The organism is Pseudobacteroides sp., from assembly GCF_036567765.1.
GTDB lineage: Bacteria > Bacillota > Clostridia > Acetivibrionales > DSM-2933 > Pseudobacteroides.
Map to the genome: position 1 here is coordinate 64,715 of NZ_DATCTU010000081.1, position 24,223 is coordinate 88,937.

The window sequence follows — 24,223 nt, forward strand, 5'->3', positions numbered from 1 at the left end:
TGCTTCCTCTAATATAATAATAAATTAAAAATCGACATATGAAAACATTTTTTTAGAAATTCATTATTTATTTTACTATTAAAGTGTTAATACACAATAATTTATAGAAATCCAAAAAGAGCCCTCTACAAAACTTATTATACAGCTTTGCAGCGGGCTCCTCTTATCTATGAATGAGTTTTTTATTCCTGTACATTAGGCAGGTTTTTAATGCTTTCCTTTATCAAGTCATCAGAGTATTCAATGTCATCAATCTTACCGCTAAAATAGTTGTCATATGCAGTAAAATCAAAATACCCATGTCCGCTCAAGCAGAACAGAATAACCTTTTCCTTACCTTCTTCCTTTGCTTTTAATGCTTCATCTATTGCAGCCTTTATAGCATGTGAAGATTCCGGAGCAGGGACAATTCCTTCTGACCTGGCAAACAACACACCTGCATCAAATACAGCCTTTTGACCATATGCTACAGCTTCAATCAATCCATCATGGTAAAGCTGACTGACTATCGGTGAATCACCATGATATCTTAATCCACCTGCGTGAATTCCTGAAGGTATGAAATCATGCCCTAATGTATACATCTTTGTAATTGGTGCAACCTTTGCCACATCTCCATAATCATATGCAAATACACCCTTAGTCAATGTAGGACATGCTGTCGGCTCAACAGCTACAGCCCTTACATTTTTTCCATTTAGCTTGTCCATCAGGAATGGGAAAGATATGCCGGCAAAATTACTTCCTCCTCCACAGCATGCAAATACCACATCAGGATATTCATCTATGCTTTCTAACTGCTTCTTTGCTTCAAGTCCGATAACCGTCTGATGCAAACAAACATAATTGAGCACGCTTCCTAACGTGTAGTTTGTATCATTATGGGTAGCCGCATCTTCAACCGCTTCACTTATGGCTATTCCAAGGCTTCCTGAACAGTCAGGATCCTTTTCCAAGATGCCCCTGCCACTGTTAGTAGCATTACTAGGACTAGCTATTACATCTGCCCCGAAGGTTTTCATAAATGATCTTCTGTAAGGCTTTTGCATATAGCTTACCTTAACCATATACACTGAGCACTCTAGGTCGAAATAGTTGGACGCAAGACTGATTGCACTACCCCATTGACCTGCCCCTGTCTCTGTAGCCAAACGCTTGATTCCTGCGGCTTTATTGTAATACGCCTGAGGAAGTGCAGTATTTAGCTTATGGCTGCCAGTTGCATTAGTTCCCTCATACTTATAATAAATCCTTGCCGGTGTGTCCAATTTCTTCTCAAGCTCTCTAGCCCTGTATAGTGGTGCTGGTCTCCACTGCTTGTACATGTTCCGGACTTCATCAGGTATATCAATCCATCTGTCAGTGGAAAACTCCTGATTTATAAGCTCCATTGGAAAAATCGGAAGCAAGTCATCCGGCTGTGCAATTTTCCCTGTCATAGGGTTAAAAAGAGGACTTGGCTTATTTTTCATATCAGCTATAATATTATACCACTGCCTGGGAATTTCGCTTTCATCAAGTAGAATTTTTGTCACATTATCTCTCTTCATCTACTTATCTCTCCTTATTTTTATTTATTTCTAGGAAACCATGGTGTATACTACGCCATATCTTATTTATTGGCCCGAAACTTAATGATATTATATACAAATTATGTGCCTAATTCAATGAATTTTTCACATCCCTCATCTAAAACCCCTAAATAAATACATCAAAAAATGATTTTCCTTTATGAAGTGTTTCAGCAAATTCATCCTCAGGTATAGAATCGAAAACAATCCCTCCTCCAACACTGAATGCTATTCTATTGTTGAAAACCGTAGCAGTCCTTATAGCAACGGAAAAATCCATTGTATCATGAAAGCTTATATATCCGATTGATCCGGTATAAACATGCCTTTTATATTTTTCCAATTCTCCTATAATTTCCATAGACCTGATTTTTGGGCAGCCTGTAATTGATCCTCCTGGAAATGTGGCTTTGATCAAATCAATAGAGTTTACATTGTCTTCCAGATCACCGGTAATCACTGAAACCATGTGATATACGTTTTTATAAGCCTCAACCCTTTTATGCTCTTTAACCCTCACTGAATTTGCCCCGCATACCCTACCTATATCATTTCTCATAAGGTCAACAATCATAGATAATTCTGCATCATCTTTTTCACTTGAGATAAGGTCAGCCCTTAACCCCTCATCCTCATAAGGGTCTTGGGATCTTCTTCGTGTTCCCTTGATTGGCCTGGATTCTACGTATCTGCCTTTTTGCTTTATAAATCTCTCTGGAGAAGTAGATATTATAAAGTGACTCTCCGCATTGATAAATGCAAAAAATGGTGCAGGATTTTTGTAATACAGCTTTGAAAACAACTGATATGGACATCCGGTAAAGTCAGATTCAAACCTTTGGGATAAATTAGCCTGATATATATCTCCCGATAATATATAGTCTTTTATTCTTTCAACAGCCTTTATATATTCATCCTTCTTAAAACTTGATTTAAACCCTGTTCCATTACTTAAACTTATGCTCTCTTTATTTTCACTCAGCCCGTCAATAAAGGCCTTTATATTTAAAACCTGTTCATTCTGCACCATATCTTCCAAAACAGGTATGTATAGTACAGTTTCGCTAGTTATTTTATCATGTACGATAACAATGGACGGAAGTATGAAATACATTTGGGGTAAGTTCCATTTATCAAAACCGGTCTTTGGCAAAACTTCAATAAAGTCCTTTATATCATAGGAGAGATATCCAAAAAGCCCCGCAGCAACTGGAATATCCTCATCAAATGGCACTCTGAAAAATTCAATCAGGTCATTTAAAAAATCCAGCGGATATGATTCAAATTCTCGAATTAATGTATTCTCTATTAATTTTATGTTACTTCCATAGCTCCATACTTCAAAAATAGGCTTTGCGGCTATTATATGATATCTGGAGGAATCCAGATCGCCTCCGCTCAGTAAAATCACCGTACCTGGAACCTTGGAAAACTTACCGGCAAAATCAGTTATATCACCTTCAATATTAAATTTTTCTTTGTATATACTTTTAATCCTTTTTAATTTTTCCATGATTACCTTTATCTATAAAAATTAACTATCCTGCCCTTTATATTTGCACCTTCAGAAAATTTTCTATGAGTCCCACTCCATTCTCCGTCATAAAGCTTTCAGGATGAAACTGCACACCTGTTAATGGATGGCTTTCATGCATTATTCCCATTATCACACTATCATCCTCGGAATACGCCAATGTTTTAAGATCATATCCATTTGATGGAGGTCTTACCATTAGTGAGTGATATCGTGCTACTTTAAATGGAGTAGGAATTCCCTTAAATATACCCTGATTATTGTGTATTATGTTATACGCCTTGCCGTGCACCGGTTTTGGAGCCCTGACCGTCTCTCCTCCAAAGGCTTCGTTGATGCACTGCATGCCTAAGCATACACCTAATATAGGTACTTTTTTATAAAACTCCCGAACTAATTGTGTGGATATTCCTGCACTCTTCGGATCTTTAGGTCCTGGACTAATGAGTATGTACTGTGGATTAATTTCACAAACCTGCTCCAATGCAATTTTATCGCTTCTATATACCATAATCTGAAGCTCATAGCTTTTAAACATTTGAACCAAATTATATGTAAAAGAGTCATAATTGTCTATTACAAGCAATCTACGCATACAAATTTATTTTCCTGCCAATAAAATATTTATATTATGTTATCATAAATAATAAATATTATCAAAGCAACTTATCGATTATCAGAATTTTCTCTGTAAAAAAGGCTTACAGTTGCACAAAAAACCATGATGAAAGCTGAAACTTCTGTACATATAAAAACCTCATTACCCGATTATATTAACAGTGGGTAATGAGGTTTTTTATTTATACTATTTATAATATTGATTGACCAAAATAATTTATGACAAACGGCCCTCAAAATCTTCATATCCAAACTTCTTAACTATTTTAATGCCCTCTTTTTCACTGTAAAGTGCTATTGAAGGCAGGTTAACACCATTAAAAGTGTTGTTTTTAACCATTGTATAATGTGCCATATCGCAAAACACAAGCCTGTCACCGGGCTCTAAAGGCTTTTTGAAGGAATAATCCCCTATAATATCCCCGGCAAGACAGGTGAGCCCGCCAAGTCTGTAGGTATGAGGGTACTCCTCCGGTTTGCCTGCACCTATAATATTAGGCCTGTATGGCATTTCAATAACGTCCGGCATATGACACGCAGCAGATGTATCCAAAATTGCTATATTCATACCGTTATTGACTATATCAAGAACCTTGGCCACAAGGTATCCGGTGTTTAATGCAATAGCCTCCCCTGGTTCCAAGTAAACATCCACACCATACTTGTCCCTAAAAAACATAATTGACTTAACAAGGGTTTCGATATCATAGTCCGGCCTTGTAATATGGTGGCCTCCACCTAAGTTTATCCACTTCATTTTTTTGATATACTCACCGAACTTCTCATCAACTACCTTTATGGTACGCTCCAATGTATCTGAGTTCTGCTCGCACATGGTATGAAAGTGCAGCCCGTCAATACCGTCAAGTTCGTCGGGCTTGAAATTGGACAAGGTTACTCCAAGCCTTGAATACTTGTAGCATGGATTATAAATAGGCGTTTCTATTTCAGAGTATTCAGGGTTTACGCGAATACCGCACTCAATTTTCTTACTTGCACCCTTTACTTTATCCTTAAACCTTCTCCATTGATCAAATGAATTAAAAACTATGTGGTCACAATACTTTATGATGTCGTCAAATTCTTCATCAATATAGGCAGGAGCATAAATGTGCACTTCTTTTCCCATTCTTTCATAGCCCAGCCTTGCTTCAAACAATGAGCTTGAAGTAATTCCCTTAAGGTATTTGCCCACCAAAGGAAATACAGAAAACATGGAAAAACCTTTTAAAGCAAGCAAAATACTGCAGCCTGTACGTTCCTGAACTTTATTTAATGTTTCAAGGTTTTTTATTAAAAGTCTTTCATCAACTATATAACAAGGCGTCGGAAGTGCCTTAATATCTATATCTATATTCATATATCATCCTCAATCCAGTAGTGTAGGTGAAAAATCTTCCTTCCATGGCAACCCGCATTTATTGAGCTCATCCATAAAAGGATCAGGATCAAACTCTTCAACATTGTAAACACCAGGCTTTTTCCAAATGCCTTGCATCATCAATTTGGCACCTATCATGGCAGGTACTCCGGTTGTATATGATATTGCCTGTGATCCTACCTCATTGTAACACTCCTGATGGTCACAAACATTGTACACGTAGTATGTTCTTGGTTTGCCGTCTTTTGTACCTTGGATAATACATCCTATATTTGTCTTTCCTTTTGTCCTTGGTCCAAGGGACCCCGGATCTGGAAGAACCGCCTTTAAAAACTGCAATGGAATAATTTCTTTGCCTTCATAATTTATCGGTTCAATAGATGTCATTCCCACATTTTGAAGAACTGTTAAGTGGTTTATATAATTGTCTGAAAAAGTCATCCAGAATCTAATTCTTTTTACACCCTTAATATTGACAGCCAATGATTCCAGTTCTTCATGATACAAGAGGTATATATTTTTAGGCCCTATTTCCGGAAGATCGTATACGTGCTTATACTCTAGGGGCTCTGTTTCTTTCCACTCTCCGTTTTCATAGAATCTTCCCTTTGCCGTTATCTCACGTATGTTTATTTCTGGATTAAAGTTGGTAGCAAATGGATAACCGTGGTCGCCTGCATTAGCATCAACTATATCTATATAATCTATCTGATCAAAATAATGCTTTTGGGCATATGCACAGAAAACACCTGTAACACCTGGATCAAAACCACTTCCCAAAAGGGCCATAATGCCTGCTTCCTTAAACTTTTCCCTGTATGCCCACTGCCATTTATATTCAAACTTCGGCGTATCGGGTGGTTCGTAGTTAGCTGTATCTAAATAATGAACGCCTGTTGCAAGACAAGCATCCATGATTGCCAAATCCTGATATGGCAAAGCTACATTTATAACAATATCAGGGTTAAAACTCTTAATGAGATCAATAACCTTACTCGAATCGTCTGCATTTACCCTGGCCGTATGAATTTTGGTTTTGCTTCCTGCCAATTTATTTTTTATTGCTTCGCATTTTTCAATTGTTCTGCTTGCCAAGCAAATTTCTTCAAAAACCTCCGGGTGTTGACAGCATTTGTGTACTACAACGTTGGAAACCCCTCCAGCACCGATAATTAAAGCTTTTCCCATTATAAGCCCTCCAACTTCAATTAAATTAATAGAATGATTATACATAAAAACTTTCAAGTAATCAAGAAAAATGACAAAAAATCACCTTTAGTATTACCATAAACATTGCTTGTCAATCATCAATTTCTAAAATCCCGGCTTTGATGCATATTAGATTGCTGATTTGTAAAAGATTAATCAATTTTTTATTGAGTAACACTTTCTTTGAAATCTCATATTAATAGTATATAAAAACTAATAATGATATTATCTAGAATCTAGAAACTTGTAAAAGGGGATGAAGTTAGGTCATGAGCAAACACACTTCAAAATCCTTTAATCTCAATTACCTTGATAGGTACAGATTAAATAATGGGGTTAACAAACTAAAAACTTATTTCAAAGATATGTTTTATAAAAACAAGGATGAAGCATTAAGCCTGCTAAATTCAACAAATCTCCAGTATCCCAGCCTTTATGCCTTGAGGGGTGAGATCAAAAAACTTGATATTTTCAACGCTTTAAGCTCGCGAAACAAGTCTGCACTTGATGTAACGGATAAAATTTCAAATAACAGCCTTGATCTTATCAACAACAAAGAAAACCATAATACATTAAGCTGGATAATAAATACAGGCTATCTTGCGGATGGTATAAGCCCACACTATGATGAGCTTCTTGACAAGACTGCAATACTTCTGCTAAAAGTCCATAAAGACAATGATTGTCTGAGTGCCGTTGAAAATTTAATATACAACAGACATAGAAAAGGCTCTTATATATATGATCTGGTTTGGGCATTTCTGGAATCAAAGAGCCCTCAGTGCATTAATATGACGCTTAAGAGATTGCTCTCATCCAATAGTCAAGATGTTTTGCTTTCAAGAAAGCTTTTAGGATTTATACCTTCCATGAATAAAGAAGAAAATCATGACAGATATATGCTGTACACTAAAGCCAGCCGATGGATCAGAGAAAACTACAACTTTATTTACTACCAGGGTGAGCATTTTCACCAGACCCCAACACCATCAATATTCCGACTGTCCTTGGAAAACAAATACCTCCAAAATACAACACATTTAGGGTCCATAGAAAACAAAAGAACATATACTGATACTGAGATTTCAATCATTGATAGCTTTAGGAAACTGGAATCCGGTTACCAGAAGCTTCTTTCGGATTATTCAAATTATTTGTATAAGCAAAGCAGGAAAAAGTGGAACAAATGGATAGGAAAAAGCATATACGAGCAATTGGAAATAGCAAAATCCAGTAGATTTAAAGGTTCACTATCCATAGATAACAACATGTAATTATATTGTGTGGCATTTTGGAACACTTGAGATTATAATGAAGGTAAGTGATTTGAATGATAAAAGTAGATTCCCAGATTATTGACCCAAATATTTTTATTAATAATTACGATTTGCCCCCTATAGGAAAAAAAACAATCAGAATATTGTCAGCCAGCGAGCATACATACAGGTACGCTTCAGAAAGCCAACTGAAATTTGAGCTGGACTTACGGAACAGTATTGTAAATGCTGCTATAGCACTGCATAACAGCAATTTTTCCTTTAAGGTGTTCAGAAAATCAGTATGTAATACCGACTATTGGCTTAGAACAGACAATGGCGGTTTTTTATTGCTGGACAACGTTAAGCCCTCCGATGCAATAAATGATATTTATTTAAATAGCTCCCTATATGGAACAGAGTGTGCAACAGCGATGGTGATAGTTTATTATAAAGCTCTTGTGGATGTTATGCCGGAAGGGATTTTTAACAGAACTTTTTCCGAAATTTACCTGATGAACTGGCAGCATCTTGACAGAGATATAGGAATAGTAGACTTTCCCTATGTAAATGATTATCTTCCTGGTGATGGCAGATACTTCAAAAACCCTGATGTAAACCCTTTAACGCCTGAGTGGCAGGGTGAAAACGTTTTTGATCTTAGTGAAGGCATGTACTATGGCCATGGAATTGGAATAGGAAGTGCACATAAATTCATTTCAGGTCTTAACGCCAACAGAATTCCAGGCTCAACAAAGTCCGCCTATTTACTTGAATCAGCAAAAAGGCCTAATTTCAAGCACCTGGCAAGTGTGTCAGAGCAACTATGAGTCCATACCAAAACAGTTTTATCACTTACAATCAACTTTATTTGTCCTCATTTAATTTGATAAACCTTGCAACTCCATCGGAATTATTATCGCCAATAACTCCTGTAGCCAGTTCCTTAAGTTCTCCAACCGCATTGTCCACTGCATAAAACTGGCTGCAGGCTTTAAGCATCGGAATGTCGTTATAATTGTCACCAAAGCCGATAACCTGGTCAAAATAATATTTTTCTCTTAGGTACTTTACCGCATTATACTTCGAGGCATTACTGCTATAGATTTCAAGTAAATATGTTTTTTCTGAATACACGTCATGATAGAGTGAAGTCTCGATACCGGCTAAGTCTTGTAGTTGGTCCTGAACTTTTACAAGCGGTTCATACTCATCTAAAAGTGTAAAGTAAATGATCTTATTGATTTTATTGATTTTATCTAAAAGACTTTGGACCCTTTCGAATGATTTATTGTATTTTTTTATCCTCTCATCAACAAAATCCCGCAAAATTTTAGAGGACAAGCACTCATAATAGGTATTCAACCTGTTCTCCGATATTGTATACATGAGGCCGTTTACTCTGCAGTTTGTGAGAATACTTATGATTTTTTTAGATGTTTCATGGCCTAACTCCTCAACTTTTTCATACTCAGCCTTTGAAGTGTTATATATGACAACACCATTCATTAATGAAATGGGAACATTGAGATTTATTCCTTCCAATATCTTCAGTGCAGTAGCAGCAGTCCTTGCAGATGCAATAGAAAAGTACCCCCCCTTTGAAATAAGAGCATTTATAACATCTTTTGAAAAACTGCTTATTTCCTTATCCTTGTTTAATAAAGTTCCATCCATATCAGAAATATAAAGCTTCATTCTTCACCTCTATAACAAAATCACGAAGTGATTTTGCAACCTTGATAAAAATTATAAGTATTATATCAGACTTGTTACTGACTTACAACGCCAAGGATTGTTTACCATTAACTGTATAGCGGTTACATGCCATTTTTGATAAAATATAATATATAAATATATCCTGATGAATCACTTTAATTCATACATAAAATTATTTAAACTTAGGAGGTTTTTATGAAAAGATTTTTTTATTCTATTATGGTATTCATCTTAGTTTTCACAACGTTCCCAGCCATACCTGCATCTGCGGCGGCCACATTTAACTATGGCGAAGCCCTGCAAAAGTCCATACTGTTTTATGAGCAGCAGCGTTCAGGCTTTCTTTCCAAGTCGGATATTCCTACCAGGGTTCTGTGGAGAGGCGACGCCCAGACAGCCGATGGACAGGATGTTGGTCTTGATCTTACAGGAGGATGGGTAGATGCCGGTGACAACATGAAGTACAATATCACCAATGCAGCGGCTGCGACCTTTCTGGCATGGGGTGCAATAGAATACAGACAGGCATACGAAAAAAGCGGACAGCTCAAATGGCTTATAAACCAGCTTAAATGGATCAACGATTTCTTTATTAAATGCCATCCTGAGCCCAATGTTTTCTATGGGCAGATCGGAATGACCAAATCCGATCACGATAATTGGATACCTATAGAGTCAAGTCAATTTGTGACTGACCGAAAAGCTATCAGGCTGGACCCGGAAAACCCTGCTACTGATTTGGTATTGGAGGTAGCTGCAGCAATGGCTGCATCTTCAATGGTTTTCCGTCCCACAGACCCAACATACGCTAATACATTGCTTACCCATGCAGAACAGCTTTTTGCATTTGGTGATAAGTACAGAGGTACATATTTTGATACAATTAAAAAAATTGATGCAGCTACACCGTACCAATCCTGGAGCGGTATAAGTGATGAGCTTGTTTGGGGACCAGCATGGATATACAAGGCTAAGGAGGCTAAGGAAACCGGAAGCGGTTCATCATATCTTGCTAAAGCTGAAGCCAATTATTCAGGACTTGGCAATGAAAAGGATCAGAAGGTTCATAAATATAAATGGACCCATAACTATGACGATGCAACCTTTGGATGTTATGTCCTCATGTCTCAGCTTAAACCAGGAAATGCCGATTATAAGGCCGATGTTGAAAGGTGGCTCAATTGGTGGACAATTGGTGGTTCAGAATATGGTGCAGATGGGACAAAGGTAAAATATACACCGGGAGGCCATGCTAGGCTTGATGAGTGGGGATCATTCCGTTATGCTGCAAACACCTCCCTGTTGGCCTTTATTTACTCGGATAAACTTTCCGACACCGCAAAAAAAGCACGCTACCACGACTTTGCTGTGGAACAAATCAATTATATCCTTGGCCAAAATCCCAGAAACGCCAGCTATATAGTCGGGTTCGGCACAAATTCTCCCCAGCATCCCCATCACAGAAGTGCTCATGGTGCATGGGGGCGTAAGGACGATACTCCTTCAGATCACCGCCATATACTTTATGGTGCTTTAGTGGGAAGCCCAACTTCCGATGACAAGTTTAACGATTCCATAACAGACTACGTTGCTAATGAGGTGGCGGTAGATTACAACGCAGGTATTACAGGTGCACTTGCAAGAATGTATCAGGAGTTTGGAGGTACGCCTATGCCTGACAGCAGCTTTCCCCTCCCTGACAAGGTTCATGAACCTAAAGATGAATGGCCCGTCTTCGTAAAAACCTACTGGCAGGGCCAGGGAGGCATGCAGCTTTCATTCACTGTGGAAAACCGTTCCTGCTGGCCTTCCCGCCCAAGTGATAAATTAAGGATTAAATATTTCTTTACTTTAGATGCTGCAGACCCTGGTGATATTACTACTTCGCTTGGTTCGAGCACAATGGGCCCCAAGATAACACCTAAAATTTCCGGTCCAACCCTTTGGGATGCCTCAAAAAAGGTTTATTATGTGACCGTGGACTTAACCGGTGAGATGATTTACCCAGGCTATATGTGGAGCTTCGGAGGCCCTGAAGTGATACTCAATATAAATTCCAAATCAAACAATTGGCTTTCTTCCAATGACTGGTCCTTCCAGAATTGGGATGCAGCATACATAAGCGGTGATAGAAAATTCGCACCCAACATACCTATGTATGAAGTCAACACGAAACTGCAAGGTAACGAGCCTTCAGGTGGCCCTTCGAATACACCTATACCTTCAGTTACCCCAACCAAGTCTTCCACAGGACATAAAGTTTCAGGATATATAGCACCGGATTTTACAGCAGTACAGCCTGCTCTAAGTATTGTTAAGTCAGGCTTCACAGTTAAAATCGGAGGACTTGATGTAAAAACCGATTCAGCCGGTTACTTTGAAATAGATAATGTACCTGCATTTCCAACGGGTACATCTATAAAGATCATCAAACCCGGTTTCCTTTCAATGGAAAAAACAATTACCATAGCTTCCGACAAAAAACTGTCCTCCGAAACATCGCCTTTACTTATGTGGGCGGGTGATATAACAAGGAACGGTAATCAGGACGGTGCTATAAACATGTCGGATATAATCGAACTGGCAAAAGGCTTTGGGTCAGTTAAAGGAGATTTGAAGTACTCCTTGGAATATGACTTTAATCAGGATAATTCAGTTAATATGAATGATGTTATAATAATTGCAAAACACTTTAACGCCATATCATCCGACTATCCTGAAATTAACCAGCCTTAGCCCCAGCTGAATCATTTATTTGATCTTATTTGATACTACTTGATCTTACTTGGTTTTATTGATTTATCTGATGCACACTTGATATTATGATGCTGTTGTGCTATAATATAAAAAAATTTGATTGCAAAGCTAATTGACAACGCGTGTCAAGTTCATTGACCGCGTTTTATTTATGTCTAGGAAATTATGGGGCTTAAATGTCTTATTTACAAACCTGAGAAGGAGGGAATTTGATGCATAATTCAATACCTATGGAATTACAACAGTTGCTCCACTCTTATGTCCAAATGATATCGTGTGAGCTTGGTGATTTGGTCCATGGAGTTTATATTTATGGCTCGGTGGCACTTGGCCACTTCAACAGTGAAAAAAGCGACATCGATTTTATGACTTTTTTAAAGAGAGATATATCTGAGGGCGAACTGAAAGCTATAAAGGGTATCCATGAGAAGCTCCATTCCTTTAGCCCTTATGCAGATAGACTTGAGGGAGAATATATAAATGTTTCGGATATACAAAACCGAAACTATTCCAAAGAATATCCCTATTTTGCTTTTGGAAAATACCATGGCGTTGTGGGGATTAAATCTTTCTCACTCTTTCAAGTAAAGGAAAAAGGCCTTAAGATATACGGTGAGGATTTTAATACAATTATTGACGAGATTAACTGGAACGATATCAAAAATGACCTTGGTAAAAGACTCAATGAATACTGGGTCAAAAAAGGCAAAAATCCTCTGCTATTGATGTTTGACGGCTGGATATCATTAATTGTTCTCACCTTATGCCGTATATACTATGTGCTTGAAAGAGAAACCGTTGCATCAAAAATGGAAAGTGCAGAATTTATAATGCAGAGCATTGATGAAAAATATCTGGTGTTAATTAGAGAGGCACTTAGAATCCAGTATAATACATCAAAGAAATCGCTTTTTAAGACAAAAACAGAAAGAAAAAAAGTGGCAAGACAATTTGTAAACTATATCATAACTACCTGCAATGATAGATTCCATCTTGCTTAGTTTTCTATGTAGAATCGCTTCAACTGCATTTGTTAACATAGATCTTTTTTGCAACATATATAATTCCTAGTATGATATAATACTTTTGGTATAAACCTCCCGCTGCTGTGACAAAAGCCGCACCTGTTTCGGCACCCTTAATCAGCAAAGAAGCCCCTGCTTTTGCCTCTGTCGGAACTGCATCAGATGCAAACGACTCAAACTATGGTACAAGCTGGAAAGGAAATCCCCCCTGGCTGGCCTATGATCTTTCAAAGGCAGCCTATACTATTGAAGCAAACACCGGTGCAGGCGGTATGGCTTTAAACAGTAATGGTAACGGCACCTTCGCTCAAACGATAAATAAGGAAAAGCCAGGTAATTTCCCAATTGCTGAGGGCGGAGGCATAGGGAGCCTGTTAAGCTCACATGGTGCTGCAAATATTTCCACATGGCTTAGCGTGTTTCCTGGGAAATATGTAGGTCTTGCCTACGGAACCAACGATTGATGGAGAAATCAATCCGGCACCTCAACATTTTACAAAAATATGGAGACCATGGTTAAGACTGTTATTGCAGCGGGAAAAATCCCTGTAATACCTAAAATACCTTATTCCAAACTTCAGGATGTATCAAGTCATGCACCGTCTTACAATGATCAGATTGAAGCTCTTTACAAGGCCTATCCTGCAATTATAAAAGGGCCTGACCTGTGGACTTATTTTCAGAGTAATCCCAGTCTGTTAAGTTCAGATAATGTTCACCCAAGTACGGAAGGATACAATGGAATGAGACAATTTTCAACAACCTAAATGAGAATTTTATGGTATGTAAAAAGATTTGTAACCTTATCTCTTTGGGTGTAGTCGAAAAGAATTACAGTTTTATGATTTGGAAGCTCTTTTTCTATTACATCAATGGAAAAAGACTCAACATGGATTTGTTTAAAAATATTTTTAGGCTGCACATCTTCTAAATGGGGTAAATATTTCTTTATGTTTTCATCCTTTTTTAAAAACGCAAATATTTCTTCATTGCTTATTGGATCACTGCTGCGAGTAATTTCCTTTGGCAGGTTATTTGTATTCTCGGCAGATAAAAAATCAAGCTTTAATAGCTCATTTGCCCTTGCGACATCAAAATATGCCATATGTCTTAAATAGCTTATGAGTATTGTGTAAAGCTCTCTTCCAGAGATTGATCTGTCAAAAAAGCCGTTTGACTTCCAGTATCGGGAGAGGTCATCAAAGAACCGGAACGGAGTCTTTCCTGTGCCCTCTATCAAATATCCAAGGGATTTTTGAAATCTGCCTGAGTTGTAATACCTTTCTACAAGCTCTTCAATTTCTTTTAGTCTTACTATTTCATCATAGCTTAAAAACATGCTTCCTAAAATCTCGTAAGGTGCCTTTCTTTTATAGACATACTGAAATTCTTCCGCTTCCCTTCTTATCCTGGAGCCTTTTAAAAGCTTGAGAAATCCCAGTTGAAGCTGATGGGGCTTAAGATCATATACTTTATTGAAGGAATCTTCAAAAGACTCAAAATCTTCCTTTGGAAGTCCCGCTATAAGATCAACATGTATATGGATATTGCCTGATGCCAAAAGCCTTCTGACATTATTAAAAAGTTGGTCCAGGTTGGTTTTTCGGCAAATTGCCTCAAGACTTTCAAGATTAACTGTCTGAATACCTATTTCAAACTGAATTATGCCCTTTGGGGATTTTTCAAGTATTCTAAACATCTTTTCATCAAATAAGTCACCGGCAACCTCAAAATGAAAGTTGGTATCGCCGGCATTTTCAACTATAAACTCAAGAATTTCATTAGCCCTTTCCCTATTACAGTTAAAGGTCCTGTCTACAAACTTTACCAGTCTGATCTTTTTATTTATAAACCAAAGTATATCCCTTTTTACCTTATCCATGGAAAAATAGCGAACTCCCTCAAAAGTTGAGGAAATACAATAGGAACATGAAAAAGGACACCCCCTTGAAGACTCATAATACAAAATCCTGTTAGGTCCCAGGTTTTGTAACATATCTTCGGTATACGGAGAAGGTATTGCAGTAAGTTCACTTACCATATTGTAATGGTTATCGCAATAAACCTTTCCATCCTTCCTATAGGCAAGTCCCTTAATTAAATCAATGGATATTTCTTGTTTCCTGTTTTCTTTGCATCCGAATATATTCTTTAGTAGGTGAGGAAATACAACTTCACCCTCACCGATTATTATGTAGTCTACACCACTATTTTCATACATTACCTCTTCCGGGTTGTAGGATACTTCCGGGCCTCCAAGTATTATTTTAGTGTGAGGCAAAAGTGCCTTTAAGTCGGTAACTATATCTTTAATGTACTCATAATTCCATATGTAGCAGGAGAAGGCCACAACCTCAGCTTTTTCACCATAAATAGAAGCTAAAACCTGGTCCTTATGATCATTTATAGTGTACTCAAGCACCTTCACTTCACCAACATCCTCAATGCATACGTATTTAAGATAGTATGCAGCAAGGGAGGAATGAATAAATTTTGAATTAACCGCTACAATTAAAGTTTTCATAAAATACCTCAAAAAATATTTTGCCAGGTAATTATAGCAGTATTGGATTGTCTTTTCAAGGCATAACTTTAATAATAAGATCTAATAATGCAGTGATAATGGGCACAGCAAGAAATATAATTGCCACTTTGCCCGCCAGTTCTATTTTAGATGCAATGGCACTTTCACCTGCATCCTTGCAGATTTCGGCACCGAACTCCACAATATAGGCAATACCTATAATTTTAAGCAATGTAGATAAATAAGCCATATCTACCCCTGCTCTGTCTGCGATGCCGTTTAATACCCCTACTATACTTGAAAGCTTCCCTGCTACAATTATAAAAATGGCAACACCTGTGATTATGCTTACAAGCATGGCAATCTCCGGTCTTAGGGATTTGAGCAATACGATAAATACAGTAGCGATTATCCCCAGCCCAACTATTTGTATTATTTCCACCTGTATCATCAACCTTTTACATTTGTATTTATAGAAACCAAACTGATTATAAGTTTACAGTTGGGCATCTATATACCTATGATCTCTAAAAGTTAAATATAGTCTTAACAGTGTCAAAGAGACCCGCTATTTCCTTTACAATCATTAGCAGTACCACAATAAGCCCTGCTAAGGTTGTCATCATTGCCTGTTCTTCTCTTCCTGATTTATTTAATACCGCATTTAATACCGAAACTAAAATACCAATTGCAGCTATTCTAAAAATCAAATCAATTCCCATATCTGCTCCCTCTTATTAAAACAAGATTATTACTACTGCGAGTCCTCCAAGTACCCCTAGATTCCTGTACATAGTCCTGTTTTTTTCTTTTAATTCCTCTGCTTTTTGTTCCTGCATCTTAAGCTGTGTCAGTGTTAGCCTAATGTTGCTTATTTGTCCTTCCAGATCTGAGGCCCCCAATATTTTTCCAAATGATATAAGGATAGTTTCATCCTCTTTTTTAAGGGCTGTCTTTTTTATATTTTCGCTAACAGCCCTCTCCCAAGCATCCGAAGCATTCATGCTCCCGTTATCCCTTAAAAGCTCTGCCGTATCTGAAAAGAAAAACCTGGTACTGCTTTCAAAACATTTTGACAATTTTGAGAATGCTTCTGTTACTGTACTGGAAAGAAAGCTTATTTCGTTTTCAAACATTTGCAATAAAGCCTGTAGCTCCCTTAGCTCTCTTGGTCTTTTTGTACATTCTTTTGAAAAATAGAAACCTAAAAAGCTTGATGCTACCATAATCAATATACTTCCTATCAATTTAAACAGCATATTATCACCTGCCAAGCTACTTAGCTTATGTGTTTTAGCAGTACTCCTTTCATAGTAGTCCCATCTATAACCTCTTTTATAGTACCGGGCCCCTCAGAATTATCAAGCACTATATACCTTTCAAAGGCCTTCTGCTCGATCAATCCTAGAACCTCTTTCCTTGTTTTCAATTCTGAAATGTTATACCCATGTGCAGAGGCAATAATTCTGGTACCTGCATTAATAACCTGCATAACCGCCTCGAAGTCTCCTGTATTACCAATTTCATCAGTTATAATTACCTTAGGTGACATTGATCTGAGCATCATGGCCATACCTACAGCTTTAGGGCATCCATCTAAAACATCCGTCCTTACTCCAATATCGTTCTGAGCTATACCCTTATGGCATGAGGCTATTTCAGATCGTTCATCCACAACCCCTACCTTAATCCCATAAAATCCACTGCTCTTAAATCCATCACTTAAATTTCTGGCTATATCACGAAGCATTGTGGTTTTACCACATTGGGGGGGAGATACGAGAAGGGTGCTGTATATATCTTTCTCATTTTTTACTATATATTTCATAAGGTTTTGAGAACACCCTCTTACCTCCTTCGAAACCCTGATATTAAGTCCGGATATATCCTTTATATTCTTTATTGTTCCCCCTTCAACCACAGTCCTGCCACTTATACCAACCCTATGTCCCCCTCTTAAGGTTATATATCCGTTTTTAATATCTTCCAAGAACGCATAAATGGAATTCTGACTCATAAGCTCCAATGCTTTTATGATTTCATGCTGGAAAACCATTCTCTCATTTGTATAACGTTTTTCAAGCCCGCCGTTTTTATTTACGAACCAATCGCCGCTATAGCTTTCCAGCATCAATGGTTTACCTGCCCTCAGCCTTATCTCTTCTATAGTGCTCAATTCTTTAGGATGAATTTTCAGTAAAAGATTTCTAATATCCAAGGGCAAAAAGTTAAATATCTCTTCTCTAAGTACATTATAAAAATCTTTTTCTTTCCTCATTGCCTCTTCTTCAGTAGCCAAAATAGAATTCCTCCTTTGTACCCATTTCCGGTAAGTAAACATTCATTATCAATTTTTAAATTGTTTATACTTATAAATATTAGTATTTGTCCAACTTTATGACAAAAAAAGAAAGATTCTATCTTAAAAAATAGAACCTTTCCCTAAGTACTTTTAATTTAATTAAGGTATGATTAAAAAATTACTTCCGCTTTTGAGCGGGTGTTGACGAGCTATGTCAACACATGAGCAAAATTTATAGCGGAAGTTATTTTTTGATCGTGCCTAGTGCTGTTCGTCCTCGCTGCAATCTTCACATTCACACTCGCATGCCCAATCAATCTCAATTTTTTTATTGCAATTGGGGCACTCAATTTCATCACTGTCTTCGTCCAATTCATATGGATCCAATTCAAATACTTCATTACAATATGGACACTCAACTTCATGAACATGTCCATCGCATGAATCCTCATCATCGAATAATTCTTTAGAAATGCATGCGAGATCTTCATCCATTTCATCAACCTGCTCGGAAATGTCATCAAAGGACTCTTCCAATTCTTCAATGGAAACTGCCATATCATCCATAACTTCAAGCATTGCCTTTAACAGTTTTCCTTCGTTAGTGGTTTCACTTATATTGAGACCTTCTGCAAGTCCTCTCAAGTAAGCAACCCTTTCATTTAAATAACTCATACAAAGCACCTCAAAATATTTTATTTTATTATTCCACTTATGCTCTTTCCATATACTCGCCGGTTCTTGTATCTATTCTGATTCTGTCTCCCTGGTTAACAAAAAGCGGAACCTTTATTACAGCACCTGTTTCAACTGTAGCAGGCTTTGAAGCTCCTGTTGCAGTATCACCCTTAAACCCAGGCTCGGTTTCAATGATTTCAAGCTCAACAAATGTCGGAGGCTCAATACCAAAAACGTTTCCTTTATGTGAAAGGATTTTAACTACCTCATTTTCTTTAACAAATTTGAGAGAATCTCCTATGGAACCCTCATTTAACGGCATTTGCTCAAAAGTCTCAACATCCATAAAATAATACAGATCCCCATCATTATATAGGTACTGCATGTCCTTCCTCTCTATATGAGCTTTTGGCATTTTATCTGTCGGATTAAATGTTCTCTCAACAGTAGCACCGGTAATTATATTTTTCAATCTAGTCCTTACGAACGCTGCTCCTTTTCCGGGCTTTACATGCTGGAATTCAACCACCTGAAATATATTCCCGTCCAACTCAAAGGTTGCACCGTTTCTAAAATCTCCTGCTGTTATCATTTATTATTCCCTCCACATTTTATATAAGTCTTGACTTTAAATCCCTTATTCGGATTATAATACTTAAGCCTGAATTTTGAACTTTTTTCCAACATAATCAACTAGAAAAATAAAGAATTTCACATAGTTAATATTAAAATAAAATCATACTTATTTCAAGAAAAATTTTCTTATTTACAAAATTATTATTTCCTTTGAAGATGAAGTTAAAACCTCGGGTTTAAGATCATTTATTACTATAATATCTTCAATGCGAACTCCGCCTAATCCTTCAACATATATTCCGGGCTCTATAGTCACAATCATTCCGTTTTCCATAACCACTTCTCCCTTTACAGAAAGCCTCGGTTCCTCATGAATTTCAATTCCGACGCCATGCCCTAAGGAGTGTCCGAAATTAGGCCCATACCCATTTTCAGCTATTATACTCCTTGCTATTTTATCAATATCCTTAGCTTTCATTCCCCTAAACGCCGAAGCTGATGCTTCTAATTGTGCCTTCAATACAATTTCATATATTTTCACCAAATCTTTATTGGGCTCTCCTAAAAAAACAGTTCTGGTCATATCCGAACAGTAATTATTATAAACACATCCGTAATCAAGGGTTATTATGTCACCCATTTCAATGGGCTTTTCCGAGGCCACTCCATGGGGCAGTGCAGCTCTTTTTCCTGATGCCACAATGGTATCAAATGACGGACCTGATGCCCCTAGCTTCTTCATATAATACTCAATCTCAGCTGCAACTTCAATTTCCCTGATGCCTGGCTTGATAAGCTTTGCAACATGGCTAAAAGCTTCATCTGCTATCTTTACGGCTTTTTTTATTACATTGAGCTCAACCTGATCTTTTACAAACCTCAGCTCATCTATTTCTTTTCCAAATGGTAATAAATCACTTGCCATGAGGCTGTTTTTATATTCGTTAAAAATTTGGTAAGTAAGATAATTTTCCTCAAAACCAAGCCTTTTTATACTATGCTTATTAATTATTTCATTTAACGCCTCAATTATATTTCCCTTGTATTCAACAACCTTATACTTTTGAGCCTGCTCATTAGCCTGCTCCACATATCTGAAATCTGTTATGAGATAGGCTTCCTCCATAGAAATTAACAAGTATGCGGAGGTCCCTGTAAATCCCGATAAGTAAAAATAATTTTCTCTTTTATTTATAAGAACTGCTTCAATATCCTTTAGTTTAAGCTTTTCCCTTAATCTTTTTAATCGGGTCTCAATAACACTTGATGAATTATCCATTAAGGTGCCATCCTTTCATATACATTAGGTGTATTATTTAGATTAACCAATTTTACTCTGCAATCATTTTTGCTGCATGCATTGCAAGTATGTAGCTTTTACTTCCGAATCCGCATATCTGTCCAATGCATACCGGTGCAATTACCGATTTGCTCCTGAATTCTTCGCGGCCATGGATATTTGAAAGGTGTATTTCAATTGCAGGAAGCTCAACAGCTTTTATTGCATCTCTGATTGCATAGCTGTAATGTGTGTATGCCCCAGGATTTATAATAATAACATCATATTTGCCCCTGGCGTCGTGAATCCTATCTATAATCTCACCCTCGTGGTTTGACTGCATAAAGTCAAAATCAAGCCCTAATACTTGTGACTCTTCACTCACCTTCTGTGCAATGTCTTGAAGTGTCTCAGACCCATAAACCGACTTTTCCCTTATCCCTAACATATTCAAATTAGGACCGTTTAGAATTAAAACTTTCTTCATTTCTTAACCTCCTATTGTAGCCTTGTAAATATCTTGAATCTTAATGGCATCCTCTGCCATCTTTTCTCTTGACTCACATATAATAACAGGCTCCATGACCCGTTCATATATCAACTGAGCTAAGGGATGAAACTCTGGTCCAAACTGCGTATCATCCAAGGACCAGTGCCTTTTTTCCCCTCCTTTTGTGTATTCAATCCTGCTAAAGTGTATATGTATTTTTCTCATTCTTTCATTTCCAATTTCATTTTCAATCCTGTCTATAATATTTTCAAAATCCGATTTGGAGTTTAAAGCCCCCATACCTCTTGCATGGATGTGCCCGAAGTCAACAGTCGGAATAAGACGCTCGTCAAGCCTACACATGGTTAATATCTCATCCAAGTCCCCCAATTGGTTAATCTTTCCTAAAACCTCCGGGCAAATGGAAATATGGCCTAGGCCTGATGCATCAGCCTCGCATATTGCTCTCTTAAGGGTTTCTACGGCAGTACTAAGTGCAAGTTCTCTTGATATTTTACTGCAAGACCCGGTATGGACTACTATTCTTGATGCACTCATCCATTTTGCAGCTTCCAGAGTTTCAATTATGTACCTGATTGAGTTAGTCCGCTTTTCTTCTTCCTGGCTTGCTAAATTAATATAATAAGGTGCATGAATACTTAAGAAAATGTCATTCTTTAATGCCTCTTCTCCAAGCTTAACTGCCATATCCTTCCCAATCTTGACCCCTTTGCTGCATTGGTACTCATAAGCACTCAAGCCCTTTTGCCTTAGCCACCCAGGCATTTGCAAAGACGATTTGTATCCTTCATCATAAAAGCTTTCTGAATTACCTGACGGTCCGAATCTAACCATTACTATCTCCTCTATATTGATGCTGAAATCCCTTTAAAATTAATATAAAGTTATTATATACTTGAAGACAAAAAAAATAAAGGGAAGATTTACCTCCCTTCATTTTTTTCCTGCCAGTCTATTATAGATATGTTACGCTTTTCTACTCTCTGACTAAGTATCGTTTCATCAGGAACCTCATACTCAAGAAGATTAAAAAACCCGTTCAGGTTTAAATCGTTATTAAAAAGTTCATTTATGAGGGAAGCATTATAGCTTATATTTGAATTGCCAAGAAAAATTATATTACCTGATGCTATTATTGATCCTTGGAATGCAAACCCATCCTCTATATAAATGTTACCGTCTACATATATAATACCCTTCGGAACGGTTTCCTTGCCTCCAATGATGCAGTTAGAGCCGCTAGTACTTAAATCGGTATCCCTGTCACCATAGTAAAACATCCCTTTATCAATTCCATTGGAGTCTTTTATTATATAAGGCTCATTTGCCATTATCTTGTGAAGACCTGTATATTTGCCTGTATCACCCTTATAACTCTCCAGGTTTCTGGTCGGACTGACATAATCAAGCTTTGGTGCATCCAATGATAAGTCTCCTGCAATAAAATCCTTGACAGCATTATGAAATTTGGTTATGCACTGTTCTTGAATAACATGAAATTCCGTAGGGTCATGTCCTCCAATATAATCATTAATGCCATATACCTGTCCGTTTGCGACAATAGCACCATTTGAGTATCCTATAAGGCTGCTGCCGTTTATTCCGTTATCGGTAATATTAATATTTTGAGTATCTATATAGCTCGATCGCACTTCATCGTTTTTCCAAAGATTATCCCAAATACCCTTAAAATGCATCCCCCTGGAAGTAATAGAGGAAAAGGGGATTTGCTCCCCATTCAATGATCTTCCTGCCATAAGCTTTACACTTGTACCTCCCATGTTATACGATGAAAAGTATGGTGTACCAGTAGAATATATTCCATTCTCGAACCAGTATAAAGGATTTGCCTGACCTGTTTCCTCATCATTTTCCATAAATGCATTCCCTATTCTTCTTCCTGATTTTAACGCAGATATACCTGTCATGAAGGGATTGCCGTTTGTGTCCAAAGCGTTTTTGAAAAAAGTGCTCCCGCCTAAAAACAACTTGTTTTTTATATTTAAAATTGAATCACCGTTTACCGTTATACTACTCGAACGCTTATATTTTGATCCATAAGCAAATGATTCCGAAACATCACCGCTGCCATCTACCATATACGCCGCATCAACAAAGCCATAATACTCACCTGAAATATTGACCTCAGATTCATTTGAGTCTATTTGAAGGTTATCTGTTATATAAACGTTTCCATTTAAATTTATCCTTGAATAATTTGATTTCTCATCCAATCTTACTGATCTTGCAAATGTTTCTCCGTTAATTGTAATATCCGATGATTGTGCTGTGGTATCATCCCCGTATATAGATTGAATGTACCCAAGCGTTGCCGCACTTCCATTTATTGTAATTGATCCTTTAGATACCGCTCCTGTCTTTGCAGCATCAAACCCCAGTTCATTGTCATACTGGGCCACATCAGTACTCATGCCGGCAATTATTCCTCCGTACCGGTTTCCATCGGCTGCCACATCCTCTTCTCCTCCTGCATCAACCGGTATTGAGCCGAAGCTTAAAACATTTCCTGTTACATTGACATTTCCTGAAACTGTAAAAATATTTTTTTCAGCTACAAGTGCCTTGTTAAATATCCCCGGCCTTATCCTTTCCTTATTTATGGACACCTTACCCACTCCCTGGTATGGTATACTGCTTGGGTCGGGAAGCAAATTAAAAACAACCTGAAGTCTCTTTACATAGTCATTAAATACTCCTTTTGTAATTACTTTTATTGTATGGCTGCTGTTATCATAAAACACTGATTCCAGATACATACTGCCGTGTTCAGGTCCCAAATCCTTGTAGGCTTTTCCTTGTGGGTCGGTGGTTGCCGTATTTAAAAGCGTTTTCATATACTCGGTATCAATACTGCCAAATTCGCTGTCCAAGTTATAATAAAACTCACTTAAGTACTTTGTCCTGAATTCATTTTCAGTATCAGGCCTTTTAATATTGCCATCTATTGTCCTTAGCTTTTCAGGATCAGTCTGAAGCAGGTCCTGAATATATGAAGAGGCCTCCGCTCTTGCTTGCTCCTGAAGCAACGCAACCTTGGAATTTAACACACTTGCCACTTGCTCAACTGCGGATTCCGATGTGTAAAACGCCCTGTTAACATCACTGTGAAAGATGCTCATTTTAAATCCGTTCATAGTGGCCATCACCAGTGATACACCAAGTAATGACATTATAATAAACATCAGCAATACCAATACCAACGCAGAGCCCCTATTTTTATTTTTTTTCATCGATCTTAACAATCTATAAGCCATAATACACC

Annotated in this window: 23 protein-coding genes; 6 read left to right on the top strand and 17 right to left on the bottom strand. The window is 37.5% G+C overall.

Annotated elements, in window-relative coordinates; translation table 11 throughout:
* Window positions 1-182: 182 nt before the first annotated feature.
* From VIO64_RS12020 to VIO64_RS12040, 5 genes are all read right to left on the bottom strand, one after another.
* A complete protein-coding gene (locus tag VIO64_RS12020; protein WP_331918474.1) occupies window positions 183-1,550 on the bottom strand; it encodes a TrpB-like pyridoxal phosphate-dependent enzyme in 1,368 nt (455 codons plus the stop codon).
* Window positions 1,551-1,698: 148 nt separating this feature from the next.
* On the bottom strand, window positions 1,699-3,084 hold the full coding sequence (gene pabB, locus VIO64_RS12025) for an aminodeoxychorismate synthase component I (protein ID WP_331918476.1): 1,386 nt from the start codon (window positions 3,082-3,084) through the stop codon (window positions 1,699-1,701).
* A 37-nt stretch (window positions 3,085-3,121) separates the two neighbouring features.
* Window positions 3,122-3,700 (bottom strand): aminodeoxychorismate/anthranilate synthase component II, encoded by a 579-nt coding sequence (locus tag VIO64_RS12030; protein ID WP_331918478.1) that lies wholly within the window; start codon window positions 3,698-3,700, stop codon window positions 3,122-3,124.
* Window positions 3,701-3,940: 240 nt separating this feature from the next.
* Window positions 3,941-5,083 carry a carboxynorspermidine decarboxylase gene (nspC, locus tag VIO64_RS12035; protein ID WP_331918480.1) on the bottom strand — a complete coding sequence of 381 codons (1,143 nt, stop codon included), beginning with the start codon at window positions 5,081-5,083 and terminating at the stop codon, window positions 3,941-3,943.
* 9 nt (window positions 5,084-5,092) lie between these two features.
* Window positions 5,093-6,292 carry a saccharopine dehydrogenase family protein gene (locus VIO64_RS12040; RefSeq protein ID WP_331918482.1) on the bottom strand — a complete coding sequence of 400 codons (1,200 nt, stop codon included), beginning with the start codon at window positions 6,290-6,292 and terminating at the stop codon, window positions 5,093-5,095.
* 290 nt (window positions 6,293-6,582) lie between these two features.
* Here VIO64_RS12040 and VIO64_RS12045 point away from each other — a divergent pair, with 290 nt between their 5' ends.
* Window positions 6,583-7,587 (top strand): hypothetical protein, encoded by a 1,005-nt coding sequence (locus VIO64_RS12045; RefSeq protein WP_331918484.1) that lies wholly within the window; start codon window positions 6,583-6,585, stop codon window positions 7,585-7,587.
* A gap of 56 nt (window positions 7,588-7,643) precedes the next feature.
* On the top strand, window positions 7,644-8,399 hold the full coding sequence (locus tag VIO64_RS12050; protein WP_331918486.1) for a protein-glutamine gamma-glutamyltransferase: 756 nt from the start codon (window positions 7,644-7,646) through the stop codon (window positions 8,397-8,399).
* A gap of 37 nt (window positions 8,400-8,436) precedes the next feature.
* On the opposite strand, the gene VIO64_RS12055 is transcribed toward VIO64_RS12050, so the two are convergent.
* Complete coding sequence (locus tag VIO64_RS12055; protein WP_331918488.1) at window positions 8,437-9,267, bottom strand: HAD family hydrolase; 831 nt, start codon at window positions 9,265-9,267, stop codon at window positions 8,437-8,439.
* Window positions 9,268-9,483: 216 nt separating this feature from the next.
* Between VIO64_RS12055 and VIO64_RS12060 the strand changes: the two genes are divergently transcribed.
* The 4 genes from VIO64_RS12060 to VIO64_RS12075 all read left to right on the top strand — a co-directional run bounded on the left by VIO64_RS12060 (window position 9,484) and on the right by VIO64_RS12075 (window position 13,837).
* On the top strand, window positions 9,484-12,024 hold the full coding sequence (locus VIO64_RS12060) for a glycoside hydrolase family 9 protein (RefSeq protein WP_331918490.1): 2,541 nt from the start codon (window positions 9,484-9,486) through the stop codon (window positions 12,022-12,024).
* 233 nt (window positions 12,025-12,257) lie between these two features.
* Window positions 12,258-13,046 carry a nucleotidyltransferase domain-containing protein gene (locus VIO64_RS12065; protein WP_331918492.1) on the top strand — a complete coding sequence of 263 codons (789 nt, stop codon included), beginning with the start codon at window positions 12,258-12,260 and terminating at the stop codon, window positions 13,044-13,046.
* Between the two features lie 107 nt (window positions 13,047-13,153).
* The gene (locus VIO64_RS12070; protein ID WP_331918494.1) at window positions 13,154-13,534 is read left to right on the top strand and encodes a hypothetical protein; all 381 of its coding nucleotides are present in this window, start codon (window positions 13,154-13,156) and stop codon (window positions 13,532-13,534) included.
* Window positions 13,535-13,582: 48 nt separating this feature from the next.
* Window positions 13,583-13,837, top strand: coding sequence for a hypothetical protein (locus tag VIO64_RS12075; RefSeq protein ID WP_331918496.1), 255 nt, complete (start codon window positions 13,583-13,585; stop codon window positions 13,835-13,837).
* Here the strand turns inward: VIO64_RS12075 and VIO64_RS12080 are convergent.
* From VIO64_RS12080 to VIO64_RS12130, 11 genes are all read right to left on the bottom strand, one after another.
* Complete coding sequence (locus VIO64_RS12080; protein ID WP_331918498.1) at window positions 13,834-15,594, bottom strand: B12-binding domain-containing radical SAM protein; 1,761 nt, start codon at window positions 15,592-15,594, stop codon at window positions 13,834-13,836. The two genes, VIO64_RS12075 and VIO64_RS12080, sit on opposite strands and share 4 nt — an antisense overlap.
* A gap of 55 nt (window positions 15,595-15,649) precedes the next feature.
* Window positions 15,650-16,036 (bottom strand): stage III sporulation protein AD, encoded by a 387-nt coding sequence (gene spoIIIAD, locus VIO64_RS12085; protein WP_331918500.1) that lies wholly within the window; start codon window positions 16,034-16,036, stop codon window positions 15,650-15,652.
* Between the two features lie 85 nt (window positions 16,037-16,121).
* Window positions 16,122-16,316: a stage III sporulation protein AC gene (gene spoIIIAC, locus VIO64_RS12090; protein ID WP_036938202.1), complete on the bottom strand. Its 195-nt coding sequence runs from the start codon at window positions 16,314-16,316 to the stop codon at window positions 16,122-16,124.
* 15 nt (window positions 16,317-16,331) lie between these two features.
* On the bottom strand, window positions 16,332-16,853 hold the full coding sequence (gene spoIIIAB / locus VIO64_RS12095; RefSeq protein ID WP_331918505.1) for a stage III sporulation protein SpoIIIAB: 522 nt from the start codon (window positions 16,851-16,853) through the stop codon (window positions 16,332-16,334).
* A gap of 20 nt (window positions 16,854-16,873) precedes the next feature.
* On the bottom strand, window positions 16,874-17,893 hold the full coding sequence (gene spoIIIAA, locus VIO64_RS12100; protein WP_331918507.1) for a stage III sporulation protein AA: 1,020 nt from the start codon (window positions 17,891-17,893) through the stop codon (window positions 16,874-16,876).
* Between the two features lie 264 nt (window positions 17,894-18,157).
* Window positions 18,158-18,571: a CD1247 N-terminal domain-containing protein gene (locus VIO64_RS12105; RefSeq protein WP_331918509.1), complete on the bottom strand. Its 414-nt coding sequence runs from the start codon at window positions 18,569-18,571 to the stop codon at window positions 18,158-18,160.
* Between the two features lie 37 nt (window positions 18,572-18,608).
* Entirely contained in the window at window positions 18,609-19,166 is a 558-nt protein-coding gene (gene efp, locus VIO64_RS12110; RefSeq protein ID WP_331918511.1) for an elongation factor P, read from the bottom strand.
* A 174-nt stretch (window positions 19,167-19,340) separates the two neighbouring features.
* Complete coding sequence (locus VIO64_RS12115; protein WP_331918513.1) at window positions 19,341-20,429, bottom strand: aminopeptidase P family protein; 1,089 nt, start codon at window positions 20,427-20,429, stop codon at window positions 19,341-19,343.
* Between the two features lie 52 nt (window positions 20,430-20,481).
* Window positions 20,482-20,916, bottom strand: a complete 435-nt coding sequence (gene aroQ, locus VIO64_RS12120) for a type II 3-dehydroquinate dehydratase (RefSeq protein WP_331918515.1) — start codon at window positions 20,914-20,916, stop codon at window positions 20,482-20,484.
* Between the two features lie 3 nt (window positions 20,917-20,919).
* Complete coding sequence (locus VIO64_RS12125; protein ID WP_331918517.1) at window positions 20,920-21,774, bottom strand: TIM barrel protein; 855 nt, start codon at window positions 21,772-21,774, stop codon at window positions 20,920-20,922.
* An 89-nt stretch (window positions 21,775-21,863) separates the two neighbouring features.
* Window positions 21,864-24,215: a pilus assembly PilX N-terminal domain-containing protein gene (locus tag VIO64_RS12130; RefSeq protein WP_331918519.1), complete on the bottom strand. Its 2,352-nt coding sequence runs from the start codon at window positions 24,213-24,215 to the stop codon at window positions 21,864-21,866.
* Between the last annotated feature and the right edge of the window lie 8 nt (window positions 24,216-24,223).

Bases quoted from the DNA above. Each gene is read 5' to 3' on its own strand.
- VIO64_RS12020 (WP_331918474.1), bottom strand. From the start codon at position 1,550: ATGAAGAGAGATAATGTGACAAAAATTCTACTTGATGAAAGCGAAATT.
- pabB (WP_331918476.1), bottom strand. From the start codon at position 3,084: ATGGAAAAATTAAAAAGGATTAAAAGTATATACAAAGAAAAATTTAAT.
- VIO64_RS12030 (WP_331918478.1), bottom strand. From the start codon at position 3,700: ATGCGTAGATTGCTTGTAATAGACAATTATGACTCTTTTACATATAAT.
- nspC (WP_331918480.1), bottom strand. From the start codon at position 5,083: ATGAATATAGATATAGATATTAAGGCACTTCCGACGCCTTGTTATATA.
- VIO64_RS12040 (WP_331918482.1), bottom strand. From the start codon at position 6,292: ATGGGAAAAGCTTTAATTATCGGTGCTGGAGGGGTTTCCAACGTTGTA.
- VIO64_RS12045 (WP_331918484.1), top strand. From the start codon at position 6,583: ATGAGCAAACACACTTCAAAATCCTTTAATCTCAATTACCTTGATAGG.
- VIO64_RS12050 (WP_331918486.1), top strand. From the start codon at position 7,644: ATGATAAAAGTAGATTCCCAGATTATTGACCCAAATATTTTTATTAAT.
- VIO64_RS12055 (WP_331918488.1), bottom strand. From the start codon at position 9,267: ATGAAGCTTTATATTTCTGATATGGATGGAACTTTATTAAACAAGGAT.
- VIO64_RS12060 (WP_331918490.1), top strand. From the start codon at position 9,484: ATGAAAAGATTTTTTTATTCTATTATGGTATTCATCTTAGTTTTCACA.
- VIO64_RS12065 (WP_331918492.1), top strand. From the start codon at position 12,258: ATGCATAATTCAATACCTATGGAATTACAACAGTTGCTCCACTCTTAT.
- VIO64_RS12075 (WP_331918496.1), top strand. From the start codon at position 13,583: ATGGTTAAGACTGTTATTGCAGCGGGAAAAATCCCTGTAATACCTAAA.
- VIO64_RS12080 (WP_331918498.1), bottom strand. From the start codon at position 15,594: ATGAAAACTTTAATTGTAGCGGTTAATTCAAAATTTATTCATTCCTCC.
- spoIIIAC (WP_036938202.1), bottom strand. From the start codon at position 16,316: ATGGGAATTGATTTGATTTTTAGAATAGCTGCAATTGGTATTTTAGTT.
- spoIIIAB (WP_331918505.1), bottom strand. From the start codon at position 16,853: ATGCTGTTTAAATTGATAGGAAGTATATTGATTATGGTAGCATCAAGC.
- VIO64_RS12105 (WP_331918509.1), bottom strand. From the start codon at position 18,571: ATGAGTTATTTAAATGAAAGGGTTGCTTACTTGAGAGGACTTGCAGAA.
- efp (WP_331918511.1), bottom strand. From the start codon at position 19,166: ATGATAACAGCAGGAGATTTTAGAAACGGTGCAACCTTTGAGTTGGAC.
- VIO64_RS12115 (WP_331918513.1), bottom strand. From the start codon at position 20,429: ATGGATAATTCATCAAGTGTTATTGAGACCCGATTAAAAAGATTAAGG.
- aroQ (WP_331918515.1), bottom strand. From the start codon at position 20,916: ATGAAGAAAGTTTTAATTCTAAACGGTCCTAATTTGAATATGTTAGGG.
- VIO64_RS12125 (WP_331918517.1), bottom strand. From the start codon at position 21,774: ATGGTTAGATTCGGACCGTCAGGTAATTCAGAAAGCTTTTATGATGAA.
- VIO64_RS12130 (WP_331918519.1), bottom strand. From the start codon at position 24,215: ATGGCTTATAGATTGTTAAGATCGATGAAAAAAAATAAAAATAGGGGC.